21 protein-coding genes are annotated in these 19,313 nt (G+C 59.4%); 12 read left to right on the top strand and 9 right to left on the bottom strand.

Annotation, left to right across the window (positions count from 1 at the left end):
• Positions 1–6: 6 nt before the first annotated feature.
• Positions 7–594: a sigma-E factor negative regulatory protein gene (locus IC37_RS10750; protein ID WP_030132658.1), complete on the bottom strand. Its 588-nt coding sequence runs from the start codon at positions 592–594 to the stop codon at positions 7–9.
• Between the two features lie 31 nt (positions 595–625).
• On the bottom strand, positions 626–1,207 hold the full coding sequence (gene rpoE / locus IC37_RS10755; protein ID WP_003172477.1) for an RNA polymerase sigma factor RpoE: 582 nt from the start codon (positions 1,205–1,207) through the stop codon (positions 626–628).
• A 554-nt stretch (positions 1,208–1,761) separates the two neighbouring features.
• Here rpoE and nadB point away from each other — a divergent pair.
• Positions 1,762–3,378, top strand: a complete 1,617-nt coding sequence (gene nadB, locus IC37_RS10760) for an L-aspartate oxidase (RefSeq protein ID WP_030132659.1) — start codon at positions 1,762–1,764, stop codon at positions 3,376–3,378.
• Here nadB and IC37_RS10765 read toward each other — a convergent pair.
• Positions 3,347–3,799 carry a protein YgfX gene (locus IC37_RS10765; protein ID WP_030132660.1) on the bottom strand — a complete coding sequence of 151 codons (453 nt, stop codon included), beginning with the start codon at positions 3,797–3,799 and terminating at the stop codon, positions 3,347–3,349. The genes nadB and IC37_RS10765 overlap by 32 nt on opposite strands.
• Positions 3,783–4,037 carry a succinate dehydrogenase assembly factor 2 gene (locus IC37_RS10770; protein ID WP_030132661.1) on the bottom strand — a complete coding sequence of 85 codons (255 nt, stop codon included), beginning with the start codon at positions 4,035–4,037 and terminating at the stop codon, positions 3,783–3,785. The genes IC37_RS10765 and IC37_RS10770 overlap by 17 nt, the downstream gene beginning before the upstream one ends.
• 148 nt (positions 4,038–4,185) lie before the next feature.
• Here IC37_RS10770 and IC37_RS10775 point away from each other — a divergent pair, with 148 nt between their 5' ends.
• Positions 4,186–5,127, top strand: a complete 942-nt coding sequence (locus tag IC37_RS10775) for a folate-binding protein YgfZ (protein ID WP_030132662.1) — start codon at positions 4,186–4,188, stop codon at positions 5,125–5,127.
• A 35-nt stretch (positions 5,128–5,162) separates the two neighbouring features.
• Complete coding sequence (locus IC37_RS10780) at positions 5,163–5,984, top strand: HDOD domain-containing protein (RefSeq protein WP_030132663.1); 822 nt, start codon at positions 5,163–5,165, stop codon at positions 5,982–5,984.
• A 126-nt stretch (positions 5,985–6,110) separates the two neighbouring features.
• Here IC37_RS10780 and IC37_RS10785 read toward each other — a convergent pair whose 3' ends face one another.
• Both IC37_RS10785 and IC37_RS10790 read right to left on the bottom strand, forming a co-directional pair.
• Positions 6,111–7,496, bottom strand: coding sequence for a sensor histidine kinase (locus IC37_RS10785; RefSeq protein ID WP_030132664.1), 1,386 nt, complete (start codon positions 7,494–7,496; stop codon positions 6,111–6,113).
• Positions 7,489–8,160 (bottom strand): response regulator, encoded by a 672-nt coding sequence (locus tag IC37_RS10790; protein ID WP_007898613.1) that lies wholly within the window; start codon positions 8,158–8,160, stop codon positions 7,489–7,491. Before IC37_RS10790 ends, IC37_RS10785 begins: the two co-directional genes overlap by 8 nt.
• Before the next feature lie 234 nt (positions 8,161–8,394).
• Between IC37_RS10790 and IC37_RS10795 the strand changes: the two genes are divergently transcribed.
• From IC37_RS10795 to IC37_RS10815, 5 genes are read left to right on the top strand one after another with little or no spacing between them, the layout of a single operon-like run.
• A complete protein-coding gene (locus IC37_RS10795) occupies positions 8,395–9,687 on the top strand; it encodes an OprD family porin (RefSeq protein WP_030132665.1) in 1,293 nt (430 codons plus the stop codon).
• A gap of 43 nt (positions 9,688–9,730) precedes the next feature.
• Positions 9,731–10,708, top strand: coding sequence for a tripartite tricarboxylate transporter substrate binding protein (locus IC37_RS10800; RefSeq protein WP_030132666.1), 978 nt, complete (start codon positions 9,731–9,733; stop codon positions 10,706–10,708).
• A gap of 58 nt (positions 10,709–10,766) precedes the next feature.
• Positions 10,767–11,225 carry a tripartite tricarboxylate transporter TctB family protein gene (locus IC37_RS10805; RefSeq protein ID WP_030132667.1) on the top strand — a complete coding sequence of 153 codons (459 nt, stop codon included), beginning with the start codon at positions 10,767–10,769 and terminating at the stop codon, positions 11,223–11,225.
• 1 nt (position 11,226) lies between these two features.
• Positions 11,227–12,741 carry a tripartite tricarboxylate transporter permease gene (locus IC37_RS10810; protein ID WP_030132668.1) on the top strand — a complete coding sequence of 505 codons (1,515 nt, stop codon included), beginning with the start codon at positions 11,227–11,229 and terminating at the stop codon, positions 12,739–12,741.
• Entirely contained in the window at positions 12,734–13,774 is a 1,041-nt protein-coding gene (locus tag IC37_RS10815) for an AbrB family transcriptional regulator (RefSeq protein WP_030132669.1), read from the top strand. The genes IC37_RS10810 and IC37_RS10815 overlap by 8 nt, the downstream gene beginning before the upstream one ends.
• A 119-nt stretch (positions 13,775–13,893) precedes the next feature.
• On the opposite strand, the gene ung is transcribed toward IC37_RS10815, so the two are convergent.
• Positions 13,894–14,586 carry a uracil-DNA glycosylase gene (gene ung / locus IC37_RS10820; RefSeq protein WP_030132670.1) on the bottom strand — a complete coding sequence of 231 codons (693 nt, stop codon included), beginning with the start codon at positions 14,584–14,586 and terminating at the stop codon, positions 13,894–13,896.
• A gap of 132 nt (positions 14,587–14,718) precedes the next feature.
• Here ung and IC37_RS10825 point away from each other — a divergent pair, with 132 nt between their 5' ends.
• Positions 14,719–15,831, top strand: a complete 1,113-nt coding sequence (locus IC37_RS10825; protein WP_030132671.1) for an enoyl-CoA hydratase/isomerase family protein — start codon at positions 14,719–14,721, stop codon at positions 15,829–15,831.
• Between the two features lie 52 nt (positions 15,832–15,883).
• Here IC37_RS10825 and IC37_RS30475 read toward each other — a convergent pair whose 3' ends face one another.
• Both IC37_RS30475 and IC37_RS30480 read right to left on the bottom strand, forming a co-directional pair.
• Positions 15,884–16,363: a hypothetical protein gene (locus tag IC37_RS30475; RefSeq protein ID WP_081729439.1), complete on the bottom strand. Its 480-nt coding sequence runs from the start codon at positions 16,361–16,363 to the stop codon at positions 15,884–15,886.
• 210 nt (positions 16,364–16,573) lie between these two features.
• The gene (locus IC37_RS30480) at positions 16,574–16,816 is read right to left on the bottom strand and encodes a hypothetical protein (RefSeq protein ID WP_081729440.1); all 243 of its coding nucleotides are present in this window, start codon (positions 16,814–16,816) and stop codon (positions 16,574–16,576) included.
• Between the two features lie 199 nt (positions 16,817–17,015).
• Between IC37_RS30480 and IC37_RS10840 the strand changes: the two genes are divergently transcribed.
• From IC37_RS10840 to IC37_RS10850, 3 genes are all read left to right on the top strand, one after another.
• The gene (locus IC37_RS10840) at positions 17,016–17,234 is read left to right on the top strand and encodes a cysteine-rich CWC family protein (protein WP_030132674.1); all 219 of its coding nucleotides are present in this window, start codon (positions 17,016–17,018) and stop codon (positions 17,232–17,234) included.
• Positions 17,235–17,267: 33 nt separating this feature from the next.
• Positions 17,268–17,960, top strand: coding sequence for a pseudouridine synthase (locus tag IC37_RS10845; protein WP_030132675.1), 693 nt, complete (start codon positions 17,268–17,270; stop codon positions 17,958–17,960).
• Positions 17,961–18,275: 315 nt separating this feature from the next.
• Entirely contained in the window at positions 18,276–19,160 is an 885-nt protein-coding gene (locus IC37_RS10850) for an alpha/beta fold hydrolase (RefSeq protein ID WP_030132676.1), read from the top strand.
• Positions 19,161–19,313 lie beyond the last annotated feature (153 nt).

Here is a 19,313-nt window from a genome sequence, read left to right on the forward strand (position 1 = left end):
TCCTCCTTAACGGTTTTCCAGGCTTGCTGCACGAGCGTAAGGCAGAGCGCTCTCAGTACCTTTCAGTGCAGCCTGTTGAGCATGTTGGCGCAAGTAACCTGGCAAACGCTGATCGTGCCAGCCTGGCTGACCTTGCAATACGCCGTTGACCATAGGGCCAGTGGCTTGCGAACTCTCATTGTAGCCTGCCAATACAGCGGGACCCTTGACCTGAGGAGCGGTCAGACCCGGTTGATTGGATTGCTGAGCCAGTTCGACACCGGCGATCTCGTCCTGGTTATACAGACGAACACCCGCCAGCACGGCAACCGTCACCGAAGCAGCGACTGCCAGACGACCAAGGCTGCGCCATGGGCCGCGAGAGGCTTTTGCCGGTACGGCTTCGTCAGCCAGCGCAGCAGAGACTGCCGCCGCGATGTCCAGACGAGGGAGCAGCAGGTCCTTGTGCATGACTGCCCGTGCGATCTGGTAACGAGCCCAGGTTTCGCGGGTTTCAACATCGTCGAAGGCATTCAATACCCGACGCAATTCCAATTCGTCCGCCTCGTTATCCATCACTGCGGACAGCGATTCCTGCAGGGCTTCACGACTCATGGCGTTCCTCTCTTGGCTGTCGCCGCTGTCTTTAGTTTTCCTGCAACAACGGCTGCAGGGCTTTATCGATGGCCTCCCGAGCGCGGAAAATCCGGGAGCGCACGGTACCCACCGGACATTGCATGACGCTGGCAATGTCCTCGTAACTCAGACCATCGAATTCGCGTAAAGTTAAAGCCGTACGCAAATCTTCTGGCAGTTGCTGAATGGTTCGATGGACGGTGCCTTCGATCTCATCCCGCAGCAAAGCACGCTCTGGCGACTCGAGATCCTTGAGGCCATGATCGCCATCGTAGAACTCTGCATCCTCGGAACTGACATCGCTATCCGGCGGCCGGCGGCCGCGTGAAACCAGATAGTTTTTCGCCGTGTTGATGGCGATGCGGTAAAGCCACGTATAAAACGCGCTGTCTCCGCGAAAATTACCAAGTGCACGGTATGCCTTAATAAAGGCTTCCTGTGCGACATCCTGGGCTTCATGGGTGTCGTGCACGAAACGCACGATCAACCCGAGAATTTTGTGCTGGTATTTCAGCACTAGCAGATCGAAAGCTCGCTTGTCGCCGCGTTGAACGCGCTCGACCAACTGCTGATCCTCTTCCTGGGTTAGCATGAACACTCCTCGATAAGCTCGAAGGAGGCTTGCATTACTGAACGACCAGACTTGCAAACATAGACTCGGGCTTTTCGCAAAAGTTCTCCCCTCCAAGCAAGTTTCCTGCGGGCTCTGATTTGGCACGCACGAAAAGCGCAGCGCGAGATAACCCGGCTGCGCGAATAATCTTGTCACCGGATTCGCCAGCTAAGGACCCAACCGCAAGTCCCGCACCGAAGCCGATACTGTCCCTTGTTTCAGGCGACCTTCTATTGATCTTGGGCCTTTGGCAAAAGTTCCATATTTAAGCCGCCCGAAACCGATAGTGTGCAACCGTGAAGCGAAAAAGACTGTTAAATCCACGATACAGTCGCCTTGTCGCCGAAGCCCTCAAAAAAACTTCCGACGAAGCGAGGTCTTTTCCGCCACAGTAGTTTCACAATGCCATGTGGGCCCGGCTATTGTGCCGCTCCCCCCCTCTATATACTAGTGGGCTGTGTGGCTGTCTTGACTCGCCGATCCAGCTGTCTTGCGCCAACCCCGTCCCGGGTCGCTTTGAGCGGAATCCTGAAATGAGCCAACAGTTTCAACACGATGTTCTGGTAATTGGCAGCGGTGCTGCCGGCTTGAGCCTTGCGCTGACCTTGCCCGGTCATTTGCGCATCGCCGTATTGAGCAAAGGCGACCTCGCCAATGGCTCGACGTTCTGGGCCCAGGGCGGTGTCGCTGCCGTTCTGGATGACACCGACACGGTCGAATCCCATGTCGATGACACCCTCAACGCCGGCGGTGGCCTGTGCCATGAAGACGCTGTGCGCTTTACGGTCGAGCACAGCAGAGAGGCGATTCAATGGCTGATCGACCAAGGCGTGCCCTTTACCCGCGATGAACAGTCAGGCACCGAAGACGGTGGTTTCGAGTTTCATCTGACCCGCGAAGGCGGTCACAGCCATCGGCGCATCATCCATGCCGCCGATGCGACGGGCGCCGCGATCTTCAGAACCCTGCTCGATCAAGCCAAGCAGCGTCCCAATATCGAACTGCTGGAGCAGCGGGTCGCGGTCGACCTGATCACCGAAAAGCGCCTTGGCCTTGAAGGCGACCGTTGCCTCGGCGCCTATGTGCTCAACCGCGGCACCGGCGAAGTCGACACCTATGGCGCGCGCTTCGTGATCCTTGCATCGGGCGGCGCAGCAAAGGTCTACCTCTATACCAGCAACCCCGACGGCGCCTGCGGTGATGGCATCGCCATGGCCTGGCGTTCGGGCTGCCGGGTGGCGAACCTGGAGTTCAACCAGTTCCACCCCACTTGCCTTTATCATCCGCAAGCCAAGAGTTTCCTGATCACCGAAGCCCTGCGCGGTGAAGGCGGGCATTTGAAACTGCCCAATGGCGAACGCTTCATGCAGCGCTTCGACCCAAGGGCCGAGCTGGCACCCCGGGACATCGTCGCCCGCGCCATCGACCATGAGATGAAGCGCCTGGGTATCGACTGCGTCTATCTGGACATCAGCCACAAGCCCGAAGATTTCATCAAGACGCACTTCCCGACGGTCTATGAACGCTGCCTGGAATTCTCCATCGACATCACCAAACAACCGATCCCGGTGGTGCCGGCGGCGCACTACACCTGCGGCGGCGTGATGGTCGATCAGCGGGGGCGCACCGATGTGCCGGGCCTGTATGCGATTGGTGAAACCAGCTTCACCGGCCTGCATGGCGCCAACCGCATGGCCAGCAACTCCCTGCTGGAATGTTTCGTTTACGCCCGTTCGGCGGCGGCAGACATTCTTGAGCAGTTGCCAGACGTGTCGATTCCGACCGCCCTGCCCGTTTGGGATGCGAGCCAGGTCACCGATTCCGACGAAGACGTGATCATTGCGCACAACTGGGACGAACTGCGGCGATTCATGTGGGACTATGTCGGCATCGTGCGTACCAACAAGCGCTTGCAACGAGCCCAGCACCGGGTGCAACTGTTGCTGGACGAAATCGACGAGTTCTACAGCAACTACAAGGTCAGCCGGGATTTGATCGAGTTGCGTAACCTGGCGCAGGTGGCCGAGTTGATGATCCAGTCAGCCATGGAACGCAAGGAAAGTCGCGGCCTGCATTACACCCTCGACTACCCGAACATGCTGCCGGTCGCCCTGGACACTATTCTGGTGCCGCCCACCTACGCCGACTGAACTTGAGCCGAACCCGCAGGCGTCGGTGCACATCCGCCGCCTGCGAATCGCGCGGCACACAGATCGACCTGACCCGTCGCTCATCGCGCAGACGAAAACGCAGCACCACAATCAATGGCAACGCCAGACTGTCCGGCCGCAGTTGCACGGTCTGCCAACCCACCGCCTGATTCCACAACTGCCAGCCATCGGCATCGCGACGCAAACCGCGAAACGCCTGTGGGTGTGTCAGCAAAATCTGTCGCGGCAATGCCCAAACGCCATGAGCCAGACAGCAAAAAGCGCCGAGCAAACTGGCCCAGACCGGTATGGAAAGAAGAAACAACGAACCCAGCGCGAACAGCTGGGCCAGAAGATAGGCCGCCAGCAACTGCCGAGAGGCATGCCAGCGGCATTCGAACGCGTTACTTGGGCTGGACACGATCCAGGATCATGCGAACCATACGCTGAAGCTCTGGATCTTCGGATTCGTTGCGCTCCATGAACCAGCCGAACATGTCCTGATCCTCACACGTCAGCAGACGGACGTACAGATCACGATCCACCTGGTTGAGGTGCGGATAAACCTCCTTCACAAACGGCACCAGCAACACGTCAAGCTCAAGCATGCCGCGGCGACTGTGCCAGTAGAGGCGATTCAGTTCAACTTGTTCGACCATGGAGCGCTCCTCAAATAGGCGGCAAGTATACAGCCCCGGGCCTGCTCGAACAGTCGGCTTTGGTCGCCCTCCACGAACCTTTGTGAACTACCCATTTCAAGGGCGCCCCCTTATGATGTCCTTCGGACTCTTTACCCTGCGATGACCCATGGCCGATTCTGCTTTTTTCTGCACCCTGTCTCACGAAGGCGTTCTCGCGGTACGCGGCGCGGATGCCAGCAAATTCCTGCAAGGCCAATTGACTTGCAACCTCAATTATCTGAGCGACACCCAGGCCAGCCTTGGCGCGCGCTGCACGCAGAAAGGCCGGATGCAGTCGAGTTTCCGCATACTGCTGGAAGGCGACGATGTGCTCATGGCGATGGCCAGCGAACTGCTGGAGCCGCAACTGGCGGACCTGAAAAAGTACGCGGTGTTCTCCAAATCGAAACTGACCGATGAAAGTGCCAGCTGGGTTCGCTTTGGCCTTGAGCATGGCGATGCGGCACTGATCAGCCTGGGCCTGGAACTACCGGTAGAAACCGACAGCGTGGTGCGCAATGACGGCCTGATCGCCCTTCGCGTCTCGCCGGATCGCGCTGAACTCTGGGTTCGCGCCGATCAAGCCGACACCATCAAGGGCAAGCTGTCCGTTCTGTTGGCCGAAGGTGAATTGAACCAGTGGCTGCTGGGCCAGATCCGCGCCGGGATCGGTCAGGTCATGCCGAGCACCCGCGAGCTGTTCATCCCGCAGATGCTCAATCTGCAAGCCGTCGGTGGTGTGAGTTTCAAGAAAGGTTGCTACACCGGCCAGGAAATCGTCGCGCGCATGCAATACCTTGGCAAACTCAAACGCCGTCTGTATCGCCTGCAGCTGGAAGCCAGCGAATTGCCGGAGCCCGGCACCCAACTGTTCTCCCCGACCCACGGCAGTTCGATCGGAGAAGTGGTGCTGGCCGCCCGCACCGGGCAAAACATTGAACTCCTTGCGGTGCTGCAAGCCGAAGCTGCAGAAGATGGCAACCTGCACCTTGGCGCACTCGAAGGTCCGGGCCTGCATCTGCTCGACCTGCCTTACCAACTGGATCGTGATCGCGAAATCCAGCGTTAACAGCAGCACTTGTCGCAATACCCTAGAGAAAAGAAATGATCGAGCTGGCGGATAAGGTCCAACAGGATTTGGTTGAGGCCATCGATAACGATGACCTGGTTCTGCCAACGTTACCGGAAGTGGCCCTGCAGATTCGCAAGGCCGCTGAAGACCCGGAAATCAGTGTCAGCACACTGAGCAAAGTGATTGGTCGCGATACCGCGCTGTCGGCGCGCCTGATCAAAGTGGTCAATAGCCCGTTGCTGCGCGCGACCCAGGAAGTGACTGACCTGCACACGGCCATCACCCGGCTGGGTGTCAATTACAGCAGCAACCTGGCCATTGGCCTGGTGATGGAACAGATCTTCAATGCCCGTTCCGAAGTGGTGGAACAGAAAATGCGCGAGGTCTGGCGCAAAAGCCTGGAAATCGCCGGCGTCAGTTACGCGTTGTGCCGCAGTTATACGCAGCTCAAGCCTGATCAGGCGGCGCTCGGCGGGCTCGTGCACCAGATCGGCGTGCTGCCGATCCTGACCTACGCCGAAGATCACTATGAATTGCTGTCTGACCCGGTCAGCCTCAACCATGTGATCGACCGCATTCATCCGCTGCTCGGCGATAAATTGCTCAGGGTCTGGGAGTTTCCGGAAATGCTGGTGCAATTGCCCGGGCTGTATCTGGATTTCAAGCGACAATCGGAGCGGGTCGATTATGTCGATCTGGTGCAAGTGGCCAGTCTGTATTGCCACAAGGATATCGATCATCCACTGGCCCGTATCGACCCCTTCAGCGTACCGGCCTTCAAGAAACTGGGGATCGATCCAGAGAACAAGGCGATGTGCAAGGATCTGGAAGAGTCGCGATCGATGTTTTATTAGTCGAGACCGCAGCGCCCCCTTCGCGAGCAAGCCCGCTCCCACACTTGGCCGAGTTCTTCATGGAGAAATGCGATCGAATGTGGGAGCGGGCTTGCTCGCGAAGGGGCCAGCCCAGACACCAAAAAACTACCCCGCAATAAAACTCACCCGCACCTTCAACCCCGCCTGCTCGCCATCGTGCAGGCTGATCTGCGCCAGGTGGGCGCGGCAGATCTCGCCGACGATGGCCAACCCCAACCCCGATCCAGCCACCTGCTGGTTACGCCGATAAAAACGCTCGAACACCCGTTCCCGCTCTTCAAGAGGAATTCCCGGGCCATCGTCCTCGACTTCCAGCACCGCCGGTGCCGTGACCCGCAGGATCACATTGCCGCCCGGCGGCGTGTGAGCCAGCGCGTTGTCCACCAGATTGCTCAACAATTCGTTCAACAGCGTCGGCTCGCCACGCAGCCATACCGGCTCGTCGGCCTCCAGCGCTAGCGCAACGCCACGAGCATGGGCCAGCGGCGCCATGGCCATGCCCAGTTCCCGGGCCAACTGACTGAGATCGAGCAACTGTGCCCCCCCCTCGGCAATTGCCCGGGCGCCATTCTCGACCCGTGCCAGCGAGAGCAATTGATTGGCCAGATGGGTCAGCCGATCCGTGCCCTGAGCGGCGGATTCCAAAGTATTGCGCCAGGTTTCGGGTTCGCTCGACCGCAAGCCCAGCTCGAGTCGTGCCTTGAGCGCCGCTAACGGGGTACGCAATTCATGGGCCGCATCGGCAATGAATTGCGCCTGACGCTCGAACTGCCCGCGTAAACGCTCCGTAAAGTGATTGAGCGCACGCACCAGCGGCCCCAACTCGTGCTGCACTTCCACCAACGGCAGGGGCCGCAAGTCATCGGGCTGACGCTCTTCCACCGCCGTGCGCAAGCGTTCCAGCGGACGCAGCGCCGCACTGACCGCAAACCACACCAGCAGCAGCGCACCGATCGCCAGCATGCCCAGACGCAACAACGTATCGGCCATCAGGCTGCGAGCCATGCGGACCCGCGCTTCATCGGTTTCCGCCACGCGGATCTCCGCCATGCCGTTCATGTTCGGCTCGCTGACCGCTTTGAGCAGGCTGACCACTCGCACGTTCTGCCCTTGATAAGTGGCGTTATAGAAACGCGCCAGCGCCGGATAGTCATCCGTACGCGGCGTTCCCGGTGGCGGTGGCGGCAGGTTTTCATAGCCCGAGATCAGCTTCTGATTGATGTCGTTGACCAGGTAAAAAATTCGCCCGGCGCTGTCGTAGGCAAACGTATCGAGGGCCACGTAAGGCACGTTGGCGCTGAGACTGCCATCGCGCTGGGACAGGCCGGCGGCGATGGTCCGCGCCGAGGCCAGCAAGGTCCGGTCATACGCGGTGTCGGCGGCCTCGCGACCGTTCCAGTACGCGCTCAAACCACTGGCGAGCATCAACACCACCAACAACAGCGCGAGGTTCCACAGCAACCGCCAGCGCAGGCTGCTGAGCTTATGCATCGCGGCTTTCCAGCAAATAGCCAAGGCCTCGGAAGGTCACGATGGCTACCGGCTGGCCGTCGAGTTTCTTGCGCAAGCGGTGGACATAGATTTCGATGGCATCGGGACTGGCCTCCTCGTCCAGACCGAACACCTGGGCGGCCAGTTGTTCCTTGCTCATCACCCGACCGGGACGGGCGATCAGGGCTTCGAGCACCGCCTGCTCGCGGGAGGTCAGGGTCAGCAACTCTTCGCCGAGGGTGAAGCGCCGGGTGTCCAGGTCATAGGCCAGCACGCCACAACGCTGCTGGCGTTCACCGCCGAGCACACTGCGACGCAGCAAGGCTTTGACTCGGGCTTCGAGCTCTGTCAGCTCGAAGGGTTTGGCCAGGTAATCGTCAGCCCCAAGGTTCAGGCCGTGAACCCGATCCTTGACGTCGCTACGGGCGGTCAGCATCAGCACCGGCAGGTTCTTGCCCCGCGCTCGCAGGCGCGCCAGCACTTCGAAGCCATCCATGCGCGGCAGGCCGACATCGAGGATCGCCACGGCGTATTCCTCGCTGCTCAAAGCCAGGTCGGCTGCCACACCGTCGTGCAACACATCCACGGTCAGCCCGGTGCTCTTGAGCGCCTGAGCGACACTTTCGGCAAGCTGCAGATGGTCTTCAACGAGCAGAACACGCATGGATCTTTACCTCATTCATGGATGGTCGACGCCATTCTTTGGCGCGGAGTTTACAGCCGCATCCGTCGCTGTGAAGCCCGAAAACCGTGAAAGTCAGCTGAAAGGTTAGCGAAAGGTTGGCCGGTTAGAGTCCAGCCACGGACAGTTTCGACTGCCGTTGCTAGTGCCCATAGCAGTACGAAAAACGCCTCGAAGCGTTTTCGCCAATAAGAACAATAAACGGAGTACGTCACCATGCTGTCCATGCAGCTTCAGGCTCGCCCGCCTGCGCGCTTTTCCCGCCTCAGCCACACCGCCATTGCCAGTGCCGCCGCCCTCGCCGGCTTTTCGCCGTTGAGCCAGGCTGCCTTCTTCGAAGACAGTACGGCAACCTTCGAAACCCGCAACATGTATTTCAACCGCGACTTTCGCGACGGCACCAGCGCCCAGCAATCCAAGCGGGACGAATGGGCCCAGGGGTTCATGCTCAATCTGCAATCGGGTTACACCGACGGCACCGTGGGGTTCGGTGTCGATGCGTTGGGCATGCTCGGGGTAAAACTCGATTCGAGTCCGGATCGTACCGGCACTGGCCTGTTGCCGACCCATGACGACGGCCGCGCGGCGGATGAATATTCCAAGCTCGGCCTGACCGGCAAAGTGAAAATCTCCGCCACGGAACTGAAAATCGGCAGCCTGATTCCGGAACTGCCGATCCTCAAGCCCAACGACGGGCGCATTTTGCCGCAGACCTTTGAAGGCGGTCTGCTGACCTCCAAAGAGATCAGGAACCTGACCTTCACCGGCGGGCGTCTGGAGAAAGCCAAGGACCGCGACAGCACCGACTTCGAGGACATCGCCCTCAACAACAAGAACAGCCGTTTCGCCGGCACCGTGGCAGGTAAGCACTTTGATTTTGGCGGCGTGGACTATAAGTTCACCGACAAGATCACCGGTAGCTACCACTTCGCTCAGCTCGATGAAGTCTATAACCAGCATTTCCTAGGCGTGGTCGCCTCGCAACCGTTCGGCCCCGGCACGTTCGGCAGCGATCTGCGATTGGCCATCAGTGACGACGAGGGCGCAGCACGGGGCGGCAAGATCGACAACCAATCCCTGAACGGGCTGGTGAGCTATGCCTTGAGCGGGCATAAATTCAGCGCCGGTTATCAGCACATGTCCGGTGACAGTGCCTTCCCCTACGTCGATGGCAGCGATCCGTACCTGGTCAACTTCGTGCAGATCAATGACTTTGCCGGTGCCGAAGAACGTTCCTGGCAGGCACGCTACGACTATGACTTCGCCAAACTCGGCATTCCCGGCCTGAGCTTCATGAGCCGTTACCTGAGCGGTGACAACATCAAGCTCAAGAACGGTGACGAAGGCAAAGAGTGGGAACGCAACACCGAGATCAAATACGTCGTACAAAGCGGCGCCCTGAAAGACGTCGCTGTACGCCTGCGCAATGCCACCTACCGTTCCAACTACTCCGCTCGCGATGCCGATGAAGTGCGTCTGCTGGTGAGCTATAGCGTTGCCCTTTGGTAAACATCACGTTCAATAACAATAATGAATGCCCGTGGAGACTCAAATGAACTTATCACTGCGTAAAGTTGCTCTAGCCGCCAGCTGTGTGCTGTTTGCCGGCCAATTGATGGCCGAACCGAAACGCCCGGAATGCATCGCCCCGGCCTCGCCAGGCGGCGGTTTCGACCTGACCTGCAAACTGGCGCAAAGCGCGCTGGTCAACGAAAAACTGCTGACCAAACCGATGCGCGTGACCTACATGCCCGGCGGTGTCGGCGCGGTGGCGTACAACGCGGTGGTCGCTCAACGCCCGGCCGATGCTGGCACGCTGGTGGCTTGGTCCAGCGGTTCGCTGCTGAACCTGGCGCAAGGCAAGTTCGGTCGTTTCGATGAAACCAACGTTCGTTGGCTGGCAGCTGTCGGCACAAGCTATGGCGCCATCGCGGTGAAAAGCGATTCGCCTTACAAGACCCTGGACGATCTGGTTCAGGCGCTGAAGAAAGATCCGAGCAAAGTGGTCATCGGTTCCGGCGGCACCGTCGGCAGCCAGGACTGGATGCAGACCGCACTGATCGCCAAGGCAGCCGGGATCAACCCGCGTGACCTGCGTTATGTCGCCCTCGAAGGCGGTGGTGAAATCGCCACTGCCCTGCTGGGTGGCCACATCCAGGTCGGCAGCACCGACATCTCCGACTCCATGCCACACATTCAGAGTGGCGACATGCGCCTGCTCGCGGTGTTCTCCGAGAAGCGTCTGGACGAGCCGGAAATGAAAGACATTCCGACGGCCAAAGAGCAAGGCTACGACATCGTCTGGCCGGTGGTTCGCGGTTTCTACCTCGGGCCAAAAGTCAGCGACGAAGACTACGCCTGGTGGAAAGACGCCTTCGACAAACTGCTGGCCTCCGAGGACTTCGCCAAGCTGCGCGATCAGCGTGAACTGTTCCCGTTCGCCATGACCGGTCCGGAGCTGGACACGTACGTGAAGAAGCAGGTCGCGGACTACAAAGTGCTGGCCAAAGAGTTCGGCCTGATTCAGTGATCGCCTCTGTCTAGCGGCCACGACCCCGGTTCTCGGGGTCGTGGCCCAGGAGTTCCTCATGCTCATACAACGCATTTTCGCTTCGGTGCTGTTGCTGGCCTGTATCGGCCTGGCCCTGATGGCGTGGCCGTATCAAGCGGCTTTTTCCTACGAACCGGTCGGGCCTCGGGCCTTCCCTCTGCTGATGCTCGGCCTGATGGGCCTGGCTTTGCTGTACATGGTATTTCGACCGGCGCCGATCGTGCACAGCGACGATGACCCGAAACTGGACCGTGAAACCCTGATCAAAATCGGCATCTGCGTGCTGCTGTTGCTGGTGTTCGCCGGGACCTTCGAACCCCTTGGTTTCATCGTTGCCAGCATTCTGATCGGGATCCCGATGGCACGCCTGTATGGCGGCCGCTGGCTGCCCAGTACGGTGATCATCAGCCTGATGGCCATCGGTCTTTATCTGCTGTTCGACAAGTTGATGGACGTGCCACTGCCGCTGGGCGTGCTCGACGTTCTGGAGAACTGACATGGATACTCTTGGCTATTTGGGTCAGGGCTTCGGCGTCGCGCTGAGCCCGTACAACCTGGTGACCGCGCTGTGCGGCACCCTGATCGGTACCGTCGTCGGGCTATTGCCGGGGCTGGGTCCGATCAACGGCGTGGCATTGCTGATTCCGATCGCATTCGCCCTCGGCCTGCCACCGGAGTCGGCGCTGATCCTGCTGGCGGCGGTGTACCTGGGTTGCGAATACGGCGGCCGGATCAGCTCGATCCTCCTGAACATTCCGGGCGAAGCCTCCACCGTCATGACCACCCTCGACGGTTACCCGATGGCCCGTAAAGGCCTGGCCGGTGTAGCGCTGTCGCTGTCGGCGTGGAGTTCGTTCATCGGTGCATTCATCGCAACGTGCGGCATGGTGCTGTTCGCTCCGTTGCTGGCGAAATGGGCGATTGCCTTCGGGCCGGCGGAATATTTCGTGCTGATGGTGTTTGCGATTGTCTGTCTCGGCGGCATGGCCGGTGATCGACCGCTCAAGACCTTCATTGCGGCACTGATCGGTCTGTTTCTGTCGAGCGTCGGGATCGACGCCAATAGCGGCGTATACCGCTTCACCGGGGACAATATTCACCTGACGGACGGCATTCAGTTCGTCGTGCTGGTGTTGGGCCTGTTCTCCATCAGCGAAATCCTCCTGTTGCTGGAAAAAACCCACCGCGGCCAGGAAGCGGTGAAAGCCACCGGGCGCATGATGTTCAACTTCAAGGAAGCTTCGGCGGTGTTCGTGGTGAACATCCGTTGCGGTTTGCTGGGTTTCATCATGGGCGTGTTGCCGGGTGCCGGCGCGACGCTGGCCAGCGCTGTGGCCTACATGACCGAGAAACGTATCGCCGGCGCCAAGGGCACGTTCGGACAAGGCGACATGCGTGGTCTCGCGGCTCCGGAAACAGCCATCGGTGGCGCCGCCTGCGGTGCACTGGTGCCAATGTTGACCCTCGGCGTTCCGGGTTCGGGTACCACGGCGGTGATGATCGGCGCACTGTCGCTGTACAACATCACTCCGGGCCCGCTGTTGTTCCAGCAGCAACCGGACATTGTCTGGGGCCTGATCGCGTCGTTGTTCGTCGCCAACGTGATGCTGGTGATCCTCAACATTCCGATGATCCGCATCTTTACCCGCATCCTCGCCGTGCCGAACTGGGCGCTGGTGCCGGTGATCGCGATCATCACCGGGATCGGTGTCTACGCGGTGCATGCCACCACGTTCGACCTGTTCCTGATGATCGGCATCGGTATCTTCGGCTACATCCTGCGCAAGCTGGACTTCCCGTTGTCGCCGGTACTGCTGGGTTTCATCCTTGGCGGTCTGATGGAGCAAAACCTGCGTCGCGCACTGTCGATTTCCAACGGTGCGCTGGAAATCCTCTGGTCGAGCCCGATCACGTTCGGTTGCTGGGTGCTGACTGCAATCATGTTGCTGATGCCACTTCTGCGTATCTGGCGCAAACGTTCGGTCGCCCGGCGCGCGCTCGCCGATGTCTGATCGCGCCCCCTTCAAAAGCTGGTGGGGAACACCGCTGGTCGGTCTGCTGGGCGGTTACCTCGCCAGCCAGATCGGCTGGCCATTGCCGTGGATGGTCGGCTCGTTGCTGGCGATCATCCTGGTGCGCTGTTTGACGCCTTGGCAATTGGCGGAAATCCCTGGCGGCCGCAAGTGCGGCCAGTGGATCGTCGGTATCGGCATCGGCCTGCACTTCACTCCGGTGGTGATGGAGCAGGTGTTGAGCCACTTCGGTCTGATCTTCTTCGGTGCATTGGTCACCAGCCTTTCCGCGCTGGTCGGGGTCTGGTTGATGCGGCGCACCGGGGAAGATCGCGCCACCGCATTCTTTTCCAGCATGCCCGGCGGCTCCGGGGAGATGGTCAACCTCGGCGCCCGCAACGGCGCAGTGCTCAGCCGTGTCGCGGCAGGGCAGAGTTTGCGCGTGCTGGTGGTGGTGCTGTGTGTGCCAGCAGCGTTCAAGTATTTGTTGGGCGACGGTGCGCCGGTCTTGCATCCAACGACCGTCAACTGGTGGTGGCTGGCCATTCTGTTCCCGGCGGGCGCCCTTGCCGCCTGGATCTGGGAGCGGCTGCGACAACCCAATCCCTGGCTGTTCGGACCGTTGCTGGTGACTGCGACGGTGAGCATTGCTTGGGACCTGCACATCGGACTGCCCAACGGAGGCAGCCAAATCGGCCAGTGGTTGATTGGCAGCGGGTTGGGGTGTCACTTCAATCGGCAGTTCTTCCGCCGGGCACCGTCGTTCATGGGACGAACCCTGCTCGGCACGGTGTTGACCATGTTGATCGCAACTTTGGCGGCATTGGGTTTGAGCGCGCTGACCCATCTGGATCTGCGTTCGCTGACCTTGGGCATGATGCCCGGCGGGATTGCCGAGATGAGCCTGACGGCGGAAACCCTGCAATTGTCGGTGCCGCTGGTGACGGCGATGCAGGTGATGCGGTTGTTGTTTGTATTGTTTCTGGCGGAGCCGTTGTTTCGGTATTGGAACCGGGGGCCGGATTCAGTCTGATAGACCGAGTCGCCTTCTTCGCGAGCAAGCCCGCTCCCACATTAGACCGTGTATGTCTGGACAACTCGGTCTAATGTGGGAGCGGGCTTGCTCGCGAAGGGGCTCTCCCGGTCAACGCATCAAACCGACGGCAATCGCCACTCGATCGGCATCTCGCCATTCTGCTCCAGAAACTTGTTCGCCCGGCTGAAGTGCCCGCAGCCGAGGAAGCCGCGATAGGCGGACAGCGGCGACGGGTGGACCGAGGTCAGCACCAGGTGTTTGGTGGCGTCGATGAGTTTCTGCTTGCTCTGGGCATGCGCGCCCCATAGCAGGAACACCAGATGTGGCTGGTGCTCGCTGACCACTTCGATAATCCGGTCGGTAAAATATTGCCAGCCCTTGCCCGCATGGGCGTTGGCATTCGCGCGTTCCACGGTCATGGTGGTGTTGAGCATCAACACGCCCTGCTCTGCCCAACTCTGCAGGTAGCCATGGTTGGGAATGTCGATGTTCAGGTCGCGCTTCAACTCTTTATAGATGTTCACCAGCGATGGCGGTGCCGGCACGCCCGGTTGCACCGAGAAGCACAACCCATGGGCCTGACCCGGGCCGTGGTAAGGGTCTTGACCTAGAATGACCACTTTGACCTTGTCCAGCGGCGTGGAATTGAGCGCGTTGAAAATCATCGGTCCGGGTGGATAGATCTCTTTGCCCGCCGCGCGTTCCTGTTGCAGGAATGTGCGCAACTCTGCCATGTAGGGCTGGTCGAATTCGGCACGCAGTGCCTCCTTCCAGCTCGGTTCGAGTTTGATACGGTCGTCAGCAGTCATGGTTACATCCGGTAAAAACAATGGGGCGAACCCTAGGAAAGCCCATCACGCTTGTCAATTGATCTGACGCAGATCCGGCACTTTCCTATAGAGCGATCATACTGAGCGCTCAATTTCCCGATCGAGGTCACGATGAATCTGCACTTCGAAGAACTCACCGGCACCGACGGCGCACGCATCGGCATCGCCAGCCTGGATGCCGAAAAGTCCCTCAACGCCCTCTCCTTGCCGATGATTAACGCCCTGCGCGATCAACTGGACGCCTGGGCCAAGGAGCCACAGATCGTTTGCGTGCTGCTGCGCGGCAATGGCCCCAAGGCTTTTTGCGCCGGCGGAGAAGTGCGCAGTCTGGTAGAAGCCTGTCGCGACCATCCCGGCGAAGTGCCGCCCTTGGCTGCGCACTTCTTTGCGGCAGAATATCGCCTCGACTTCAATCTGCACACCTACCCGAAACCCCTGATCTGCTGGGGTCATGGGTACGTGCTGGGCGGTGGCATGGGGCTGCTGCAAGGGGCGAGCATTCGGATTGTCACGCCGAGCAGCCGATTGGCGATGCCGGAAATTGGCATCGGCTTGTACCCGGATGTCGGCGCCAGTTGGTTTCTGTCGCGGTTGCCCGGCAAGCTCGGATTGTTTCTCGGCCTCACCGGCGCCCAGATGAACGGTCGTGATGCGATCGATCTGGACCTCGCCGACCGCTTCCTGCGCGATGATCAACAACGTGAGCTGATCGAAGGTTTGCTGCAATTGAACTGGCAGGAACAGACAGCCATGCAGCTCAACAGTCTGCTCAAGGCCTTGCAGCAGGAAGCGATCGCGCAGCTGCCCGAAGCGCAGTGGCTGCCTCGACGCGAGCAGATCGACGAACTGTTGGATGTCAGCGACGTTCGATGCGCCTGGAAGGCCATCAGTACGCTGCGCGATCATTCCGATCTGCTGCTCGGTCGTGCCGCGAAAACCATGATTGAAGGCTCGCCCCTGACCGCTCATCTGGTGTGGGAACAGATCGATCGCGCCCGGCATCTATCGTTGGCTCAAGTCTTTCAGATGGAATACACCATGAGCCTCAACTGCTGCCGTCATCCGGAGTTCAGCGAAGGCGTGCGAGCGCGATTGATCGACAAAGACCAGAAACCTCACTGGCACTGGCCGGACATCAACAATGTGCCGGAGGCGGCGGTGGAGGCGCATTTCCATAAGGTCTGGGAAGGCCGGCATCCTCTGGCTGATTTGTCGGAGTACTGAATTTCGAGCACAAAAAAAGCGGCGCTTCATGCGCCGCTTTTTATTGAGTGGTTTACCGGTGGTTGCCTCGGCCATCCCGATCGCCATCACGGTGATCGCCCCGACCGCCCCGATTATCCGACCTATTGTGGCCTCGATGGTCATCGCCTCGACCGCCGCGGTGACGGCCATCCCAGCCGCCACGGTCACGACGGTCATGACGGTCCCATCCACGATTCTGATAGACCCGGTAGTCTGCTCGTGGCGCCGGCTGGTAATAGCGCGGTGCCGATTGATAAACCCGCGGCTGGTGGTAATACCGCGGCGTTGGCTGGTAATACCGTGCAGGCGGTGAGTAATACCTGCGCGGGGCCGAGTAGTAACGGCCGTCGGAGTAATAAGACCCGCCACCAGAGTAATACGGCGCTGGGGACGTGTAGACATCGGAACGGTAGTAGCTGGATCCTCCATCGGAATAGGGCACGCACGCACCAAGAGACAATCCCGATAAAACAATCAGCAGAATTTGGCGGAGCTTTTTTTGACAGAGCATGGCGGCCTCCTGGACCGCGGGTGAGCCACACCAGCGACGCTGGCAGGCGACAGTCAATGGTTCGGCAACTGTCGAAATATCAGACAGTGAATTCAGAATCTGGTGCGCTCCTGCAACAAGTTGAAACAAGTAGCCGATGAAAGGTTTTTCATCTATCCAAAGAAAACGGCGCTTCCGTGAGCCGGACGCGCCGCTGTATTGATGAGCCGATTAACGGTGTCCGCGATGGTGTCCTCCGTGGTGATGACGGGGTCCATGTCCACCGTAGTAAAAATAGCGATACCCCCCGTAAAAACGCGGGCCGCCGTAGTAGTAAGGAGAGTAGTAATAGCCAGGGTAGTAATAAGGTGTCGAATAAACATCGGCACCGCCTACGTAGTAATAACAGCCGGACAAGCTCAAACCAAAAAACACAAACAGCAGTATTCGGCGGAGCTTTTTATGACAAAGCATGGCGGCCTCCTGGAAGACCCGCAACAGCAGTCGGCACAGGCCGGCTGACACCTGTTTTGACTTTCAAACCGGTACCGAGTGCCAGACGGCACCGGCCTTCAGATCAGCGGCCAGCTGCAGCTGGCTTGCGCATGGCTGTTTGCCGGCCGATCATGCGCGGTCTCGGGCCAAACAAAACGGCCGTAATCGAATCCCCTTCATGAATAAACCTGACCTCTGCCCGGCTTGCGGCGCCTCCAACGACTGCAGCCTGGCTGACCCGCGAACTGTCGATCGTGCCTGCTGGTGTTATGGCGTCAGCATCGATCCGGCGGTGCTTCAGGCGCTGCCCGCCGAGCTGCGCAACAAGTCGTGCCTGTGCCCTGCCTGCGCCCAGGTCGAGATGCAGTTGCAAGCAGCCGCCTGGCCGATCACGTAAAATGCGCGGCCCTTTTCCAATCGATCCCTAGCCATGCGCGTTGACCGCTTCCTCAGCAACCTGCCCCGCTTCAACCGTAAGCAGGTACGCCTGTTGCTGGTGGAAAAGCGCGTCAGGGTCGACGGAGAAGTCGTCAGCGACCCCCACGCCGAGGTGCTCGAGTTCAGCCGCGTGGAAGTCGACGACGAAGTGCTGCAGGTCGGCAAACCAGCCCGTTACTTCATGCTGCACAAACCACCCGGCTGCGTCAGTGCCACGCGTGATCCGCAACACCCGACCGTACTCGACCTGATCCATGAGCCGGATAAGGATGACCTGCACATCGCCGGTCGCCTGGACTTCAACACCACCGGCCTGATGCTGATCACCAACGATGGCACCTGGTCGCGACGCCTGACCCAACCGCAGACCAAACTGCCCAAGGTCTACTACGTCGAGACGGAGCAGGACATCACTGCCGAATACGCGATCACCTTCGCCAAAGGGCTGTATTTCGCCTTCGAAGACCTCACCACACAACCTGCCGAACTGATCGTGCTCGGGCCAAAATCTGCGCGCCTGAGCATCGTCGAAGGCCGCTATCATCAGGTAAAACGGATGTTCGGCCACTTCGACAACAAGGTGTTGCGACTGCACCGCGAGCGCATGGGACCACTGCTGCTCGACAACGCATTGAAGCCCGGCGAGTACCGGTCGTTGAGCAATGAAGAGATCCGATTGATCTAAGCGGATGACCGCTCAGCAGAAGTTGTCGAACAATTTACGAAAGATACTTGCGCGATGACGTGACCCCTGCTTGAATCAGGACGTCGGCGCGAAACGTGACCGACGAGTCACAAAACTACTCTAAGAAACTTTTTGCCGGTAGAGAACCCTCAGGTTCCGCCTTCCCCCGGCAAACTGCCCGCTTATAACAATACCCGTCGACCGGACTGCAATGGATCGACATGGGCCTTCAAAATTCCAAGGCGTATGCCTACCTGTCACAAAGCTCGTGCAATCTGATTTGCGCGCATACCCGCTTGCCAGGAGTCTTATGTCATGAGGCCAGAAATCGCTGTGCTGGATATACAGGGTCAGTATCGGGTCTACACGGAGTTCTATCGCGCAGACGCCGCAGAGAAGACCATTATTCTGGTCAACGGCTCGATGTCCACGACTGCGTCGTTTGCCCAAACCGTGAAAAACCTTTATCCGCAGTTCAATGTGGTGTGCTACGACCAGCCCTACGCGGGCAAGTCAAAAGCCCACAACCTGCATGAGAAAATGCTCACCAAGGAAATCGAAGGGCAGATCCTTCTGGAGCTGATCGACCACTTCTGCGCCGAACACGTGCTGTCGTTTTCCTTTGGTGGCGCCGCCACTCTGGTCGCCCTCGCCCAGCGGCCACGGCGCATCGAAAAGGCCGTGATCAGCTCGTTCTCGCCGGTGGTCAACGAGCACATGCTCGACTACCTTGAGCGCGGTGTCGATTATCTCGGCAGCCGTGACGGGAACCGGGTCGGTGACTTGGTGAACAGCACCATCGGCAAACACCTGCCCTCGCTGTTCAAACGCTTCAACTACCGTCACGTCAGTTCGTTGGCCGAACATGAATACGGGCAGATGCATTTCCACATCAGCGACGTGCTCAACAGCGACCGCCAGTGCTACCTGAACGCGGCGAAGAAAATCAACGTGCCGGTGCTGTTCATGAACGGCGAATGGGACGAGTACACCGCCGCCGCCGATGCCAAGCTGTTCGCCGGTCACGTGCAGCACAGCACCTTCAGCACCCTTCAAGCCACCGGCCACTTTCTCGACATGGAGCACAAAGCCGCCTGCCAAGACAGCCGCAACGCACTGCTGGGCTTCCTGAAACCGGCGCAACACGAAAGCCGACCGCGTTACCACTACGTCCAGGACCACCATGCATTGGCAATCTGAAACAGAGTCATCGCGAGCAAGCTCAGCCCTGTAGGAGCGAGGCTTGCCCGCGAATGACCGCAATACGGTCTCTGCTTTCGTTTCACCCGTGCTAAAGCCATCGCGCGCAAAGAAAAACTTCATTTTCACGCGCACATCTGGTACAAAGTCAGC

The organism is Pseudomonas sp. QTF5 (genome assembly GCF_000512695.2).
In the GTDB taxonomy this organism is placed as follows: Bacteria; Pseudomonadota; Gammaproteobacteria; order Pseudomonadales; family Pseudomonadaceae; genus Aquipseudomonas.

What these genes read in the sequence shown, in the direction of transcription:
- IC37_RS10750 (WP_030132658.1), bottom strand. Translation starts at nt 594, where the DNA reads ATGAGTCGTGAAGCCCTGCAGGAATCGCTGTCCGCAGTGATGGATAAC.
- rpoE (WP_003172477.1), bottom strand. Translation starts at nt 1,207, where the DNA reads ATGCTAACCCAGGAAGAGGATCAGCAGTTGGTCGAGCGCGTTCAACGC.
- nadB (WP_030132659.1), top strand. Translation starts at nt 1,762, where the DNA reads ATGAGCCAACAGTTTCAACACGATGTTCTGGTAATTGGCAGCGGTGCT.
- IC37_RS10770 (WP_030132661.1), bottom strand. Translation starts at nt 4,037, where the DNA reads ATGGTCGAACAAGTTGAACTGAATCGCCTCTACTGGCACAGTCGCCGC.
- IC37_RS10775 (WP_030132662.1), top strand. Translation starts at nt 4,186, where the DNA reads ATGGCCGATTCTGCTTTTTTCTGCACCCTGTCTCACGAAGGCGTTCTC.
- IC37_RS10780 (WP_030132663.1), top strand. Translation starts at nt 5,163, where the DNA reads ATGATCGAGCTGGCGGATAAGGTCCAACAGGATTTGGTTGAGGCCATC.
- IC37_RS10785 (WP_030132664.1), bottom strand. Translation starts at nt 7,496, where the DNA reads ATGCATAAGCTCAGCAGCCTGCGCTGGCGGTTGCTGTGGAACCTCGCG.
- IC37_RS10790 (WP_007898613.1), bottom strand. Translation starts at nt 8,160, where the DNA reads ATGCGTGTTCTGCTCGTTGAAGACCATCTGCAGCTTGCCGAAAGTGTC.
- IC37_RS10795 (WP_030132665.1), top strand. Translation starts at nt 8,395, where the DNA reads ATGCTGTCCATGCAGCTTCAGGCTCGCCCGCCTGCGCGCTTTTCCCGC.
- IC37_RS10800 (WP_030132666.1), top strand. Translation starts at nt 9,731, where the DNA reads ATGAACTTATCACTGCGTAAAGTTGCTCTAGCCGCCAGCTGTGTGCTG.
- IC37_RS10805 (WP_030132667.1), top strand. Translation starts at nt 10,767, where the DNA reads ATGCTCATACAACGCATTTTCGCTTCGGTGCTGTTGCTGGCCTGTATC.
- IC37_RS10810 (WP_030132668.1), top strand. Translation starts at nt 11,227, where the DNA reads ATGGATACTCTTGGCTATTTGGGTCAGGGCTTCGGCGTCGCGCTGAGC.
- IC37_RS10815 (WP_030132669.1), top strand. Translation starts at nt 12,734, where the DNA reads ATGTCTGATCGCGCCCCCTTCAAAAGCTGGTGGGGAACACCGCTGGTC.
- ung (WP_030132670.1), bottom strand. Translation starts at nt 14,586, where the DNA reads ATGACTGCTGACGACCGTATCAAACTCGAACCGAGCTGGAAGGAGGCA.
- IC37_RS10825 (WP_030132671.1), top strand. Translation starts at nt 14,719, where the DNA reads ATGAATCTGCACTTCGAAGAACTCACCGGCACCGACGGCGCACGCATC.
- IC37_RS30475 (WP_081729439.1), bottom strand. Translation starts at nt 16,363, where the DNA reads ATGCTCTGTCAAAAAAAGCTCCGCCAAATTCTGCTGATTGTTTTATCG.
- IC37_RS30480 (WP_081729440.1), bottom strand. Translation starts at nt 16,816, where the DNA reads ATGCTTTGTCATAAAAAGCTCCGCCGAATACTGCTGTTTGTGTTTTTT.
- IC37_RS10840 (WP_030132674.1), top strand. Translation starts at nt 17,016, where the DNA reads ATGAATAAACCTGACCTCTGCCCGGCTTGCGGCGCCTCCAACGACTGC.
- IC37_RS10845 (WP_030132675.1), top strand. Translation starts at nt 17,268, where the DNA reads ATGCGCGTTGACCGCTTCCTCAGCAACCTGCCCCGCTTCAACCGTAAG.
- IC37_RS10850 (WP_030132676.1), top strand. Translation starts at nt 18,276, where the DNA reads ATGAGGCCAGAAATCGCTGTGCTGGATATACAGGGTCAGTATCGGGTC.